Origin of the sequence: Streptomyces sp. NPDC058872, assembly GCF_042743065.1 — a bacterium.
GTDB lineage: Bacteria > Actinomycetota > Actinomycetes > Streptomycetales > Streptomycetaceae > Streptomyces.
Window position 1 is genome coordinate 18,977 of sequence record NZ_JBHYMK010000008.1, and the last position, 15,145, is coordinate 34,121.

Annotated in this window: 2 protein-coding genes (1 of these 2 only partly in view); both read right to left on the bottom strand. The window is 75.7% G+C overall.

The window, feature by feature from the left end:
- Positions 1-1,880, bottom strand: partial view of an amino acid adenylation domain-containing protein gene (locus tag ACFW22_RS06820; protein WP_386400001.1) — the beginning only. It extends 2,836 nt beyond the left edge of the window; the window shows 1,880 of its 4,716 coding nt (coding positions 1-1,880); its start codon is at positions 1,878-1,880; its stop codon lies off the left edge, out of view.
- A complete protein-coding gene (locus tag ACFW22_RS06825; protein WP_386400004.1) occupies positions 1,877-15,145 on the bottom strand; it encodes an SDR family NAD(P)-dependent oxidoreductase in 13,269 nt (4,422 codons plus the stop codon). Before ACFW22_RS06825 ends, ACFW22_RS06820 begins: the two co-directional genes overlap by 4 nt.

The window sequence follows — 15,145 nt, forward strand, 5'->3', positions numbered from 1 at the left end:
GGTGCGTCCTCGGGCAGCCGGTCGGCCAGGTGCGGATCGACGATCACGGCGGCCGGTGCCGCGTCGGCGGTGATGTGGGCGAGTCGGGGCGCCGGGAAGTCCGGGTCGAGGGGGACGTAGGCGGCCCCTGCGGCCTGGACGGCGAGCAGGGCCACGACCAGTGCGGCCCGGCGGGCGACCAGGACGCCCACGACGTCGCCCGGGCGTACGCCGTGCTCGGTGAGGACCCGGGTGAGGGCGTGCACCTGCCCGGCGACCTCCCCGTAGGTCAGCGAGCCCGTGGCGTCGACGAGGGCGGTGCGCCCGGGGTTGCGCCGGGCGCGGGCGAGCACCAGGTCGGCGGCGGTGACGTCGCGCGGCCGTTCGGCGCGCGTGGCGTTGGCCCGCTCGACCGCGCGCCGTTCGGCGGGGGTGGCGGGATCGAGGTCCCCGAGGCGTACGGAGGGATCGGCCGTCACCGCGTCCAGCAGCAGCCGGTAGTGCTCGGCCAGCCGTTCGACGGTGGAGCGGTCGAAGCGCTCCGGGTCGTACTTGAGGTAGAGGAGCACGCCGGTGTCGCGCACGACCACCTCGACGACGAGGTCGTTCTCGCCCTCCTGGGTCAGGTCGAGCGCGTCGCGGAAGACGGTCTGCCCGGCCGCCATGTCCTGGTCGCCGCCGACTCCCTGCTGCATGTAGAAGCCGATGTCGAAGCCGGCCTCGGTGCCGGTCGTGCGGCGCAGGTCGTCGACGACGGAGGCGAAGGGGTACGCGCCGTGTTCCTCGGCCTCCGCCATCCGTGCCGCGACGGCGGCCGTGAGCTGGTCGAAGCGGTGGTCGGGGGCGCAGTCCACGCGCAGGACCACCGGGTTGATCAGGTAGCCGACGGTCCGGTCGAAGCGCTGCGCGGGACGGCCGTCGGTCGGCACCATCACGCTGAGGTCGCGGTGTCCCGAGTGGCGGTGCAGCAGCGCGAGGAACGCGCCGAGCACGACGCTGAACGCCGTCAGCCCGCCCGCACGGGCGGTGTCCTGGACGGCCGCCCAGGTGGAGTGCGGGAGCCGCACCTGCACCATCTCGCCGCCGGTGTGCGAGGCAGAGCCGGTCCGCCGGCGATCGGCGAGCGCGTCCAGGACCGGCGCGGTGGAGGCACCGGTCAGCCGGTCGAGCCACCACCGCCGGTGCTCCTCCGTCTCCGGGGCGGCGAGCATGGTCCGCTGCCACTCCACGAACTCGGCGTAGGGGGCGGCGGGTTCGACCGGCGGCAGCGCGCGGCCCTGGGCGAGCGCGTCGTGGCAGGCGACGACGTCGCGCAGCAGCAGGTGGCTGGAGACCCCGTCGGTGATCAGGTGGTGGAACACCAGGAGCAGCAGGGTGGCGCCGCCGGGTGCGGCGACGAGCCACATCCGGTACAGCGGGTCCTGCTCCAGGTCGAACGGGCGGCGCACCAGGGTGCGCACGCGGGCGGCGAACTCCCCGTCGGTCACGTGGCCGAGGTCCAGACGGGTCACTTCCGGGACGCGGTCGGTGACCTCCTGCACGGGCCCCGTGGCGTCCAGGCGCACGGAGATGCCCAGTTCGGGGTGCCTGCGCACCATCGCGAGCAGCGCCTCGACGAGCCGGTCCTCCGCCACGTCCTGCCCGAGCCACAGGCCCAACGGCAGGTTGTAGGAGACGGTCTGCGGATCGTCGGTGTGCAGGGCCCACAGCGCGGCCTGCCCGCGGCTGAGCGGGTACGGCCCGGAGGGCGCCTTCGCGGCGGCGACCGCCGCCGGGGCCGGGGCGGGTGCGACCGCCGGTGCGGTCGTGTCGACCAGACCCCGGACCAGCAGCTCGGCCACGTCGTCGGACAGCTTGCCGGCGGCGATCGCCGCCAGCAGTTCACGCAGGTCGGTGCTCATCGGCCCGCCCCTCCTTCGAGTACGGCCAGCGCGTCGTCGACGCGGACGGTTCCGTCGCGCAGCCCGGCCAGCAGGGCGGCCAGCGCGTCCGGCGCCGGTGCGGCGGCGGACCGGTCCGGCTCCCGGTCCCGGCCCTGGTCCTGCGGCTGCGGCTGCGGCTGCGGCTGCGGCTGCGGCTGCGGCTGGGGCGCGGGCAGTGGCCCGTACGCCTCGAACACGGCTCGGGCCACCGCCCGTACCGTCTGGGCCACCCCGAACATCCGGGTCGGCACCTCCACCTGGTAGTCCGCGCCGAGGCGGCGGCTCAGCCGGCGCAGGCCCAGCGAGTCCACTCCCGCGTCGGACAGCGCCCGGTCCAGGGGCAGGCGCTCGGGCCGCATGCCCAGGTGGGCCGCGAGGAGCCCGCGCACGTGCGCCCGGACGGCGCCCTCGGCATCGTCTCCGGCGGGAGCCCCGGACTCGGCCGGCTGCACGGAGGAAGGCGCCTGTGCGGCGGCAGGAGTGCGCACCGCGGACACCACGCCGGTCGCGCCCTGCGATCCGGCACGGGTCCGGGGACCGGCCTCGGCCGCGACGTCGGCCTCCGCCTCGGCCGCGGTTTCGGCCGCGGTTTCGGCGACCAGGCCCGCCTCGGCCGCCTGAAGGGCGTCGAAGCGGGCTCCGGGCGTGAGCCAGTGGCTCTCCCGGGCGAAGGGATAGGTCGGTGCGGGCACCCGCCGGGGCGCCGTTCCCGGCCACAGCTCCGCCCAGTCGATCGGGGCGCCCCCGACCCACAGCCGGGCGACCTTGTCCAGTCGGCCCGCGTCCACCACGGCCCGCAGGTACCGGCCGCCCTCGGGGCCGTCCAGCAGCAGGGCGGTGGTGGCGTCCCTGCCGTCCCCCGCGAAGACGCCCGGGGCCGGTTCGCCGGTCTGCCACGCCTCCAAGGCGGCCACCAGCGCACGCGGCGAGTCGGCGACCACCGCGAGGCGCTCGGAGAAGGCCTCCCGGCCGGTGCTCAGGGTGTGCGCCAGGGCCGCCGGGTCCACGTCCTCGTGGTCCGCGACCCAACGGGCCAGCCGCACCGCGTAGTCGCGCAGCCGCTCCGGGGTCTTCGCCGACAGGACGAACAGCTTCTCCCCCGCGGTCGGGAGGACCGGCGCCTCCCGGTACTCCTCCACCACCACGTGCGCGTTGACCCCGCCGAGGCCGAAGGAGCTCACTCCCGCCCTCAGCGGTGCCTCGGCCCCGTCGGCCGTGCGGACCCGGTTCCAGGGCTCGTTCCCGGACGGCAGGCGCAGCGGGCTGCCGTCGAGGCGCAGGTGCGGGTTGAGCGTCTCCAGGTGGACGTTGCCGGGGATCGCCCCGTGGCGCATCGCGAGCAGCGCCTTGATCAGGCCGGTGACGCCCGCGGCCGCCTCCAGGTGGCCGGTGTTGGTCTTCACCGCGCCCAGCACCACGTGCGGCCGCCCGGGTGCCGCGCCGTGATCGGCGTACAGCTCCCCGAAGGCCGACTTCAGGCCCTCGACCTCGACGGGGTCGCCGAGTTCGGTGCCGGTGCCGTGGGTCTCGACGTAGCCGACGGTCCGCGGGTCCACGCCGGCGCGGCGGTGCGCCTTGACGATGCAGGCGGCCTGCGCGTCCGGGTTCGGGGCGGTCAGCGAGTTGGTGCGGCCGCCGTGGTTGACGGCGCTGCCCTGCAGGACGGCGTGGATGACGTCGCCGTCGGCGACCGCCGCGTCGAGGCGCTTGAGCACCACCACTCCCACGCCCTCGGCACGGACGATGCCGTTGGCGCGCGCGTCGAAGGTACGGCAACGGCCGTCCGGGCTCAGCATGTCGGCCTGGCTCATGTCCACGAACAGCGTCGGCGAGGCGATGACGTTCACGCCGCCGGCCAGCGCGACCTCGCAGTCGCCGCCGCGGATCGCCTCGGCCGCCCGGTGGACGGCGACGAGCGAGGAGGAGCAGGCGGTGTCGATGGTCTCGCTGGGGCCGTGCAGGTCCAGCAGGTACGAGACCCGGTTGGACATGATCGCGTGGGCCCTGCCCACCGTGCTGTAGCCGTCGAGCGGGACGCCGAGGGCGTGCTGGAGCTCGAAGTAGTCGTAGGTGCTGCTGCCGATGAAGACGCCCGTGTCGGTGCCGGCGAGCGCGGACGGCCGGATGCCGGCGTTCTCGATCGCGCTCCAGGCGGCCTCCAGCACGAGCCGGTGCTGCGGGTCCATCGCCACGGCCTCGTGGGGGGAGATCCCGAAGAACTGCGGGTCGAACAGGTCGACCCGGCGCAGGAACCCTCCCCACTTCGCCGTCGTGCGGAACTCGCCGGGCGTCGGCTCCCCGTGCAGGCGGCGCCAGTCCCAGCGGTCGGCCGGGATCTCGTCGACGAGGTCGTCGCCCGCCGTCAGGTGCTCCCAGAACTCGTCCAGGTCGTCCGATCCGGGGAGCATTCCGGCCATGCCGACGACGGCGACGGCAACGGGCTCGCCGGCGACGGGCACCGGGGCGGCGGCCCGAACGGGTGCGGCCGTGGCGGCCACGGCCTGCGCGCGCGCCGGTTCGGGTGCCGGGGCCGGTTCGGGTGCCGGGGTCTCTTCGGGTGTCGGGGCACCGGGCGGTGCGTCCGTGCTCCAGCGTGCCGCGAAAGCGGCTCCGTGGTGCTGGAGGATCTTGCCGATCAGGTCGTCGGCGGTGGCCACGCCGAAGAACGTGGCCGGGGTCAGGTCGAGGTCCCAGCGCGCGTTCATCCGGGAGCTCAGCCTCGTGTACGTGATCGAGTCGAAGCCGAACCGGCTGAGCGGGGCGTCCGGTGCGAGTTCCGCGGGCCGGACGCCGGCGACCTCGCGCAGGACGGCAAGGATCTCGTCGGCGGCCGCCGCGCGCCAGGACGACCCGGCCGCGGGCGCGCCTGCGGGCGCGGGCTGCTGCCGTACGTCCGCTCCGGCCGCCCGGACACCGATCCGGCCGAGGAACTCGTCCGTGCCCGAGACCACTGCCACCTGAACCTCCTGTCGGCCGAGCACCCGGCTCAGCGCTTCGAATCCCGCCTCCGGCGAGAGCGGGTGGACCCCTGCCTCGGCCAGCCGGCCGATGTGCCGCTCGGTGAGGGCGGAGCCGGCCCAGGCCCCCCAGTTCACGACCCGGACGGGGTAGGGCAGCCGCGCGGAGAGCGCGCGGCCGATGGCGTCCTGGGCGGTGCATCCGGCCGCGTAGGCCGCCTGGCCGGGGTTGCCGAGGAAGGACTGCACCGAGGAGAACAGCGCCAGGAAGTCCAGCCGCCGGTCGCCCAGCGCCTCGGCGAGCGCCTCGGTGGTGCGGCTCTTCGCCGCCATGCCGCGCAGGAACCACTCCTCGTCCATGGCGGCCAGCGACCGGTCGCTCGGCACGGTCACCGCGTGCAGGACCCCGTGGACGATGCCCACCCGGTCGAGCACGGCGCGCAGTCGGCCCGGTTCCGAGGCGTCCGCCCGGTGGACCTCCACCCGGGTGCCCGAGGGGTCGAAGGCCTTGATCCGGGCCGCCCGCTCCTCGTCCGGCGCGGAGCGCCCGACGAGGACGACCCGGGCGCGGTGACGCCGTACGAGCTGCTCGGCGACGTCCAGGCCGACGTCGCCGGTCCCGCCGACGATCACGTACGTACCGCCCTCGCGCAGGACGGGCGCGGCCCCGGCCGTCGCGTCGACGGGGTGGAGCACCTCCCGGTACCAGCGTCCGGAGTGCAGGGCGTAGTCGCCCGGGGCGGCGACGGGGACCGCCGTCGGGTCCTCGGGGCCCGTGTCGACGGTGGTCACCCGCCAGCGCTCGCACTCGTTGCGCACCGATCGGGCGAGGCCCAGTGCCGCGGCCGACGCCGGGTCGGTCGCGGCGCGGGTCACGACCGTCAGCGCGAGTTCGCCGCCCGCCCCGGGGCGCGCCTGGAGGTGGTGGACGATCCGGAAGAGGTCGAGGACCCCGCGCTCGCCCTCGACCACGGCGTGGACCGCGACGGGGGTCGGCAGGGACTCCAGCGGCGCGGCGTCGATCCGGTGGACCTCGGTCCCCGGGAACTCGGCGGGGCCGAGCACCCAGACCGGGCCGGTGACCGGTCCGCGGAGGGGCACGTCGGTGACGGGGTGCCGGCGCGGGGCGTAGACACCTGCCCGGACCGGGGAGGCCGGCGCCGGGGCCGCGTTCGCCGGGACGGCATCCGCCCCGGCACCGGGGGACGCCACGGAGGCGACCCAGCACCGCCGGCGTTCGAACGGGTAGGTGGGCAGCGGGATCGAGAGCCCGCCCACCGGCCAGTGAACCGTTCCTCCGGCCACCCAGCGGTCGGCGTCCGTCCCGCCTGCGGGCCGGGCCAGCGCGGGATGGTCGGTGCCGTCGGCGGCGGCCTTCAGGGCGGCGACGAGCGTGGACCGGTCGGCGGCGGTGACGGCGAGCCGCTCGGCCATGGCGTCGCGGCCGTGCTGGAGGGTGTGTGCCACATCGGCCAGCTCCGGTGTCCGGTCCGCCCGTTCGACGGCCGCGAGCAGCGCGGTCGCGTACCGGCTCAGCGCCTGTGGGGTGCGGGCGGACAGCGGGAACACCCAGGGGCCGTGCGGCCGCCGCACCTCGGGCGCGGCTCCGGCCTCCTCCAGGACGACGTGGGCGTTGACTCCTCCGTAGCCGAAGGAGCTGACGCCCGCGCGACGCGGCCCGGCGGCCGGGAGCGGCCAGGCCCGCGCCGAACGGAGCAGCTGGAAGGGGCTCCCGTCGAGGCGCAGGTGCGGGTTCTGTTCCCGCAGACCGGCCAGCGGCGGCTGCACGCCGTGCTCCATCGCGAGGAGCACCTTGATCACTCCGGCGGCGCCGGCGGCGGATTCCAGGTGGCCGATGTTCGCCTTGACTGCTCCGACGGCGCAGTACGGCTCGGTCGGCGGGGGCGTGCCCCGGCGGCTCAGCAGTTCGTCGAAGGCCAGCCGCAGGCCGTTGATCTCCACCGGGTCGCCGAGCTCTGTGCCGGTGCCGTGCGCCTCCAGGTAGCCCAGGGTGGCCGGGTCGGTTCCGGCACGCTCGTGGGCCCGTACGATCATCGCCGCCTGGGCGGCCGGGTTGGGCGCGGTCAGGGACCGGGCCCGGCCCCCGTGGTTGACGGCGGTACCGCGCAGCCAGGCCCGGACCTGGCGGCCCCGTGCCCGCTCGGCGCGGGCCAGCACCACGAAGCCGTAGCCCTCGCCGCGTACGAAGCCGTCCGCGCGGGAGTCGAAGGTCCGGCACCGTCCGGTCGGGCTCAGCATGCCCGTGCTGCTGAGGAGGACGTGGTTGTGCGGGGACAGGACCAGGTTGATCCCGCCGGCCACGGCGATGTCGCACTCGCCCGAGCGGATCGACTCGGCGGCCCGGTGGATGGCGACCAGTGAGCTGGAGCAGCCGGTGTTGACCGGTTCGCTCGGCCCGTGCAGGTCGAGCTGGTAGGAGACCCGGTTGACCAGGATGGAGTGCGCGGTGGCGGTGGCGGCGTGCGCGTCGACCGGCAGGCCGGCGGCCTCGCGGATCTCGTCGTAGTCGCTCGATCCCGCCCCGACGAACAGGCCGACGTCGGCTCCCGCGAGGCTTCCCGGTGCCAGGCCGGCGTCCTCCAGCGCCGTCCAGACCCCTTCCAGCACCAGCCGCTGTTGGGGGTCCATGCCCTCGGCCTCGTGCGGGGAGATGCCGAAGAAGAGGGGATCGAAGCGGTCGACGTCGTGGATGAAGCCGCCGCGGCCCGCGTGCACGCCCTCCGGGAGCGCGTGGCGGTCCCAGCGGTCCGCGGGGACGTCGGTGACCAGGTCGTCCCCGTCCACCAGGTGGTGCCAGAACTCGTCGAGGTCGGCGCTGCCGGGCATCCGTCCGCTCATGCCGATGACGGCGATCGCCTCCTGGTCGGCGGGGCGCGCGGCGGAAGGCGTGGCGGACCGGTCCTCCGGGGCCGGGGCGGCGGGCGACACGGCGGCGGGCGGCGAGGGGGTGGGCGGCTCGGCGGTGGGCGGCGCCTTGCGGTGGTCGCGTGCGAGACGGTCGGCGAGGGCCCGCAGGGTGGGGGTCTCGTAGAAGAGCGCGGGCGTCACGTCCAGGTCGAAGGCCTCGTTGAGCCGGCTCGCGAGGAGGTTGTAGCTGACCGAGTCGAAGCCGTAGTCCCCGATCTGGCGGTCGAGGTCGAGTTCGCCGACGGGGATGCCGGAGGCGTCCGCGGTCAGGTCCAGCAGCATGTCGGTGAAGGCGGCCGTGGCGGCCCCGGTGGCCTGGGGCGTTCCCGTGGCCCGTGCGGCCCCCGTCGCCCGCGCGCCGGCGAGCGCGGTGGTGCCGGCCGCCGCGCGGGCCACCAGGACGTGCTGGAAGTTGCGGGTGGTCCGGGCGGAGTCCGGTGAGGCCGTCACCGCCTCGTACCCGGCCGCGCCGAGCACCCCGGTCCAGCCGGGAACGTCCAGCAGCGGGGAGCCGGGCAGGCGCAGGCCGGTGTCGCCGTGGGCCCACCAGCCGTCGAACAGCCCGTAGGTGAGCGTGCCGGGCAGGGTCACCGTCGTCAGCTCGTTGAGGAGCAGTTCGCCCCCGGTGCGCAGGACCCGTCGCAGGTGGCGCAGGGCGCGGCCGACGTCCGAGGTGGCGTGCAGGACGTTGGCGCCGACCACGAGGTCGAAGCCGCCCTCGTCGAAACCCTGGCCGACGGGGTCGGTGTCCAGGTCGAGGCGCTTGAACCGCAGGAAGGGGTACCGGGCGCCGAACTCCTGCTTGCCGTGGGCGAGGAAGGTGACCGACAGGTCGGTGTACCAGTACTCCAGTCGGTCGCCGTACGGTGCGAGGGCGCGCAGGAGCCCGGCGGAAGTGCCACCGGTGCCCGAACCGACCTCCAGGATGCGGAGGGTGGCGTCGGCGGGCAGGCCGGCCAGGCGTTCCTCCACGTACGCGACGAGGCGGCGGGTGAGCAGGTCGTTGTAGAGGTCGCTGATGGGGTTGCCGCGGTACACGCGCTCCATGAGCGAGGTGCCGGAGGAGGGGAACAGCAGCTCGGTGGCGAGGAGTTCGCCCCGGAGCAGCTCCGGATAGCGCTCCAGGCACAGGGCCAGCAGCCGTACGAACACCGCGGACTCGGGATGCGCGTCGGCGAGGGCGGCGAGCTGCCCGAGGTGCCCGCCCGCGCGGGCGCCGGCCAGGGCCTCCGGGACCGGGCGCAGGCGTCCGGCGGTGGCCGTGAGCAGGCCGTCGCCCACGAGCGCGTCGAGCACGGTGCGCAGCAGGCGTGCGTACCGAGGGGTGACGCCCACCCGGCGCAGGACCTCGTCCGCGTCGGGGTCGGGTCCGTGCCAGGTTCCCAGGTCGTCGAGCAGGGCGAGCAGGGCTCCGCCCGCGATGCGCGTCATCTGTCGGTCGAGCGCGTGGAAGTCCTCCACCACGCGCAGATCGGCGGCGTTCGGCCGCCCGCTGGTGGGCGTCACGTCGGTGCTCTCCGTTTTCCTGTTCGCTGCCATGCGCGCGCGCAGGGCCTCGGTGCCGGGCACGACGACGCTCTGGGGCGCCGACCGCCGGAGCGTCTCGACGAGCGCGGCGAAGCCCGCCCGGGGGGTGATGGACCGGAAGCCGGCCGCGGTCAGGCGGTCCCGGTGGGTGTCGTCGGCCACTGCCCCGACGGTGCCCCAGAATCCCCAGTCGACGGCGCGCACCGGGTAGGGCAGGCGCGCGTCGAGCGCGTGGGCGTAGGCGTCGAGGAAGGTGGAGCCGGCGGCGTAGTTGGCCAGGCCGGGGTCGCCGAGGAAGGACTGGGCGGAGGAGAAGAACACCAGGAAGTCCGGGTTCCGTCCGCGCAGGGCGTCGGCCAGGGCGGCGGCCACCCCGGACTTGGCCGCCAGGCTCTGGGCGAGGTCCGTGTCCGTGAGGTCGCGCACCAGCCGGTCCCGCCGCACCAGCGCCGCGTGGACGACGCCGTGCACCGGGCCCGCCTCGTCGAAGACGGCCGCCAGCCGGCCGGGGTCGGTGGCATCGGCGCGGACGTAGCGGATCCCGTCCCCGAGGTCGGGGTCGGTGAGCTCGCTGCGGCCGATGAGGACCACGTGGGCGTCCCAGTCCTCGACGAGGCGGCGGGCGACGGCGAGGCCGATGCCCCGGGCGCCTCCGACGATCGCGTAGGTGCCGCCCCGGCGCAGCGGGACGGGCCCGTCGGCGGCCGGGGCGGGCCGCAGCACTTGGGCGTGGCGGACGGTTCCGGTGTACGCGACGCGCGTTCCCCGGGGCGCGGGCGCCAGGAGGGCGGCGGACGCGTGGGCGGGGTCGAGGTCGACGCAGGCGACGGACCAGCCGCGGTGCTCGTTCTCCATGACCCGGGCGAAGCCGGTGATCCCGGCGGCGTAGGGGTCGGTGACGGAGCGGCCGGGCGGGGCGGCGGCGCCGGTGGTGACGATCACCCAGTCGAGGGTGTGCTCGCGGGACCAGGCCCGGGCGTACGGGGCGAGGGCCTTGACGCCCGCCTCTTCGGCGCGCGCGACCCGCAGCACCTCGTCCACGGTGTGGTCGGTGGTGTCGGTGGGCCCGGTCAGGACGTAGACCAGACGGGGTGTCACCCGGAGCGGTGTGCCCAGTTCGGCCAGGACGGCGCCCTCGTGACGGGTGGTCAGCTCGCGGGCCAGGTCCGCGCGGGCGGGGGCGTGGAGCACCACGACCGGACCGTCCGGAGCCGGCTGCACGGTGGGCGTCGGGACGGCCTCCCAGGTGGGGACGTCCAGCGGGAGGGGCTCGACGTCGGGCTCGGCAGCGGTCCCGGCGGGCGGAAGGGCGGCCTGCTGCGGGGCCGGTGCGTCGGCCCAGCAGCGCACGCGGGCGAACGGGTACTGCGGCAGCTCCACCTTGCGCGGCTGCCGTTCGCGGTGCAGGGCGCGCCAGTCGGGTGCGGCGCCCTCCGCCCAGCTGCGCGCCCACGCGTGCGGGTCGGCCGGGAGCGGGTCCGCCGGGAGCGGGTCCGCCGGGAGCGGGTCGCCTGCGGGGCGCTGCCCGGTGACGGTGCCCCGGTGGAGGGCCGGCGTCGGCGAGCCGGCGAGGAAGGCGTGCAGGGCGCTACGGAGTCCGGCCGTGTCGGAGGCGACCACGGCGAGCCGCTCCTCCAGCGGTTCCCGGCCGATCTGCGTCGTGTACGCGATGTCGGCCAGCGCGGCCTCCGTTCCCGCGCCCGCCGAGACGGCCTCGGCGAGACCGGCGAGGGTGGAACGGGCGTCGACGTGCGGGGCCCGGCCCGGGAACCGGTCGGCGAGGACCCGTGCGAGCCTGCGCAGGTCGGCCACGTCCAGGCCGAGTTCGTCGAGCTCGGCCTCCGGGTCGACGCCGGCGAGGCCGGCGGCTTCGGCCACTTCGGCCAGCGCATCGAGCGGGTCGCCCGCGGTCGGCTCCGCGTACCGCTCGGCGAGCTCGCGCAGCGCCTGCGGGGTGCGGGCGGAGAGCAGCACCACCTGCGGTCCGGCGGTGGGGGGTCCCCCGGTGGCCGGTGTCTGCTGCGGGAACTCCTCGACGACGACGTGGGCGTTGGACCCGCCCGCGCCGAACGCGCTGATCCCGGCGCGGCGCGGGCCGCCGGCGGCTCCGGCGGGCCACGGCTCGCTCTCGCGCTGGACGCGCAGGCCCACGGAGTCCCAGTCGATGCTCGTATTGGCCGGGTCGGCGTGCAGGGAGGGGACCAGGGTGCGGTGGCGCAGCTGGAGGAGGACCTTGGTCAGCCCGGCGATGCCCGCGGCCGACTCCAGGTGTCCGATGCCGGACTTCACCGAGCCGATCCGGCTCCGCGCGTCGCCGTAGGCCTGGGAGAGGGCCGTGATCTCGATGGGGTCGCCGAGGGAGGTGCCCGTGCCGTGCGCCTCGACGTAGCCGACGGAGGCGGGGTCCACGCCCGCCTTGCCCAGGGCCCGGCGCACCACGTCGGCCTGCGCCGCGGGGTTCGGCACGAAGAAGCCCCCGGCGCGCCCCCCGTGGTTGACGGCGCTGCCCTTGATCACCGCAAGGACCCGGTCACCGTCCTCCAGGGCGCGGGCGAGCGGCTTGAGCACGACGACGCCGACGCCCTCGCCGGGTACGTAACCGTCCCCGTCGGCGCCGAAGGCGCGGCACCGGCCGTCGGAGGAGACGAAGCCGACCTGGCTCAGGTGCAGGTACTTGTACGGGTGGACGATCAGGTTCACCCCGCCCGCCAGAGCGAGCTCGCTGTCCCCGGACCGCAGGCTCTCGCAGGCGAGGTGCAGCGCGGTCAGGGACGAGGAGCACATGGTGTCCAGGGCCAGGCTGGGGCCGCGCAGGTCGAGGAAGGCGGAGACGCGGTTGGCCACGGCCGAGGAGAAGGACGTCGGCAGCACGGGCAGCCGGTCCTCGGCGCCCAGGCCGAGCATCTGGTACTGGTTGAACATCACTCCGGCGAAGACGCCCACCATGCGGCCGGCCACGTCGGCGCGGGTCAACCCCGCGGACTCCAGGGCGTGCCAGGAGGTCTGGAGGAACAACCGCTCCTGCGGGTCCATCCCCGCGGCCTCGCGCGGGGTGATCCGGAAGAAGCCGGGGTCGAACTCGTCGATGCCCTCCAGGAATCCGCCCCACTTGCTGTACGAGTGGCCGGGCGCGCGGTCGGACCGGTAGAACCCGTCCGGGGTCCAGCGGTCCGCCGGGATCTCGGTGACGCAGTCCCGCCCGGCACTGAGGTTGCTCCAGAACCGGTCGAGGTCCTCGGCCATGGGGTAGCGGCCGGCGACGCCGATCACCGCGACGTCCCCGTCGCCGGCCTGCGGTGTGCCGCGGTTCTCCCCGGCCCGGGGGGCGGGGACGGTGTCGGCGGGGACGGTGTCGGCGGGGGTGAGGCCCAGGGCTTCGCGGGCCCGGTCGGGGTCGCCGTGGAGCACGACCAGTTCGCTGCCGGACAGGGCGAGGGACCGCTCGAACACGTCCAGGCCCGCTGCCGTCGGCAGCGGGGCCTGGCCCTGCCGGGCGAAGAGGGCTTCGGCGGCGGCATCCGTGCGCATGCCGCCCTCGGCCCACAGCGGCCAGGCGAAGGAGAGCAGTCCGCGGTCGCGGGCGTAGGCGTCCAGGAAGGCGTTCGCGGCCGCGTAGTCGCTCTGCCCCGCGTTGCCCGCGACGCCGGTCACCGAGGAGAAGAGGGCGAAGAAGTCGAGGTCCAGGTGGCGGGTCGCCTCGTCCAGCAGTACGGCTCCGCGCACCTTGGGCGCGAGCACCGCCTCCAGGTCCGCGGCGGCCTTGGTGGCGAACAGACCGTCGCGCAGGACGCCGGCCGCGTGGACGACGCCGTCCAGCCGGCCGTACCGTTCGAGGGTGCCGCTGACCAGGGCGTCGACCTCGGCGGGCACCGTGACGTCGGCACGGACGTAGGGGCCCTCCGGTCCCGCCGGGCGCGGTGTGCGTCCCACGAGGACGGCCGTGGCTCCGCGGGCGGTCATCCGGGCGGCGAGTTCCCGGCCGATGCCCCCCGCGCCTCCGGTGATCAGGTAGACGCCTCCGGGCCGGAGGGGGGCCGCGGGGCCGAGGTCGGCATCGCGGTAGCGACGGACGTGGCGGCCGCCGGGGGTGTGCCGCACCCAGGACTCCCCGTGGTCCGCGAACTCCGCGAGCAGGGCGTCCGCATCGGCGGGGCCCTCGCACTCGACGGCGGTGATCGCGAGGCGCGGCTGCTCCAGGCGCACCGTGCGGGCCAGTCCGGCCACGGCGGCGGCGACCGGGGCCGGGGCCACGTGCACGACGGGGACCGGGCGGTCGGCGAGGGCCTGGGCCAGGGCGAGCACCTCGCCGCAGGCGGACCGTACGGCCTCGGGGAGGTCCGCGGAGTCCTGGTCCGCGACGTGCAGGACCGCTTCCGGGGCCGTGCCGAGGTCGGCGAGGAGCAGCCTCAGGTCCCCGGTCTCGGCGGGGCGCAGCTCGTAGGCGTGGTGGGCGACCCGGCGGAAGGCGGGACCGCGCCGGACGGTGATCTGGTCGGTCCGTACCCGCTGGTCGCCGATGACCAGCAGGGGGCCGGCGGCCGGTGCGAGGGGGCGCGGCGCCGCCTGCCACAGGCCGGTCAGGCAGTGGGTCCGGGCGGGGTCGTCCGCCGCCGGGGCGACGGTGGTCGGGGCGGCGGCGGCCGGGCGGGCGGCCCGTTCGGCGGGCAGGAGTCCGGCGAGGTGAGCGGCGACCGCGTCGACGGTCGGGTACTCGAACAGCAGGGTCGGATAGAGCGCGATGTCCCAGCGTTCCTCGAACAGTCTGACCAGGGTGAGGAGTTGCGAGGATTCCAGGCCGAGGTCGTAGAAGCCGCGGTCGCCCTCCACCACCAGTGCGGGGTCGGCGACCGCCCGGCGGACCAGCTCGACCACCTCGGCCCGGATGCCCGCCGGTCCGCCGTCGGTGCGGGCCGGGACCGCGGGGCCTTCCGGCTGCGCGGGGACGGCCGGGGCCGCGGCGTGCGGGGCCGGCTCCGTCGGTTCGGCGGCGAGCCGGGTGATCGCCGCGGCGGAGCGGACGCGCTTGAAGGTCAGGTCCGTGAACCGGGCGGCCAGTGCGCCCGATCCGTCGCGCAGTTCGATGTCGGCCTTCACCACGTCGTTCCCGGCGCCCGCCCCGGCCGGGTGCATGCGCAGGTCGACGGTGCAGGCGTCCCCGAGGGTGCGGGCGGCACGGAAGGAGCCGATGTGCAGGGGTATGAGGGGGCGCCCGTCCGCGTCCGCCCCGTCGAAGGCGAGCGCGTACGACTGCATGGTCGAGCCGTCGAGCAGCGCGGGGTGCAGCAGGAAGTCCTCCACGGTGCTCCGCGCCTCGTCACCGAGCGCGATCTCGGCACGCACCCGATCCGCCGTGGCCCGCAGGGTTCCCGCGCAGCGCATGAACGCCCGGTGCTCGATGCCGGCCGACCGGCCGGTGGCGTAGACCTCGCCGACGTCACGCCGCGTGCCGGACGGCTGGAGTCCGGGGGCGCCGGTGAGCGGGGGCAGGTCGGTGCGCAGGGCCGCCCGGAGGTGGGTGGTCACGCTGTCGTCGACGGGCGCTCCGTCGCGGATCCGGCGGCTGGTCGCCGTCACCCGGAAGGCGGCGCCGTCGGGTGCGACGTCGACGATCAGCTCACGGTCGAACGAATCCGTGGTGACCACCGGCTCGACGAACAGCACATCGCTCAACTCGGTGCGTTCCAGAGGGACGTCGCGGGCGGCGAGCATTCGGTAGACGATGTCGAGGAAGGTGACACCCGGCAGGGTGCGCACCCCGTGGACCCGATGGTCGTCGACGATCGGGTTGTCCCGCTTCAGGTGCAGGGCACAGCGAACGGACCTTCGGTCCAC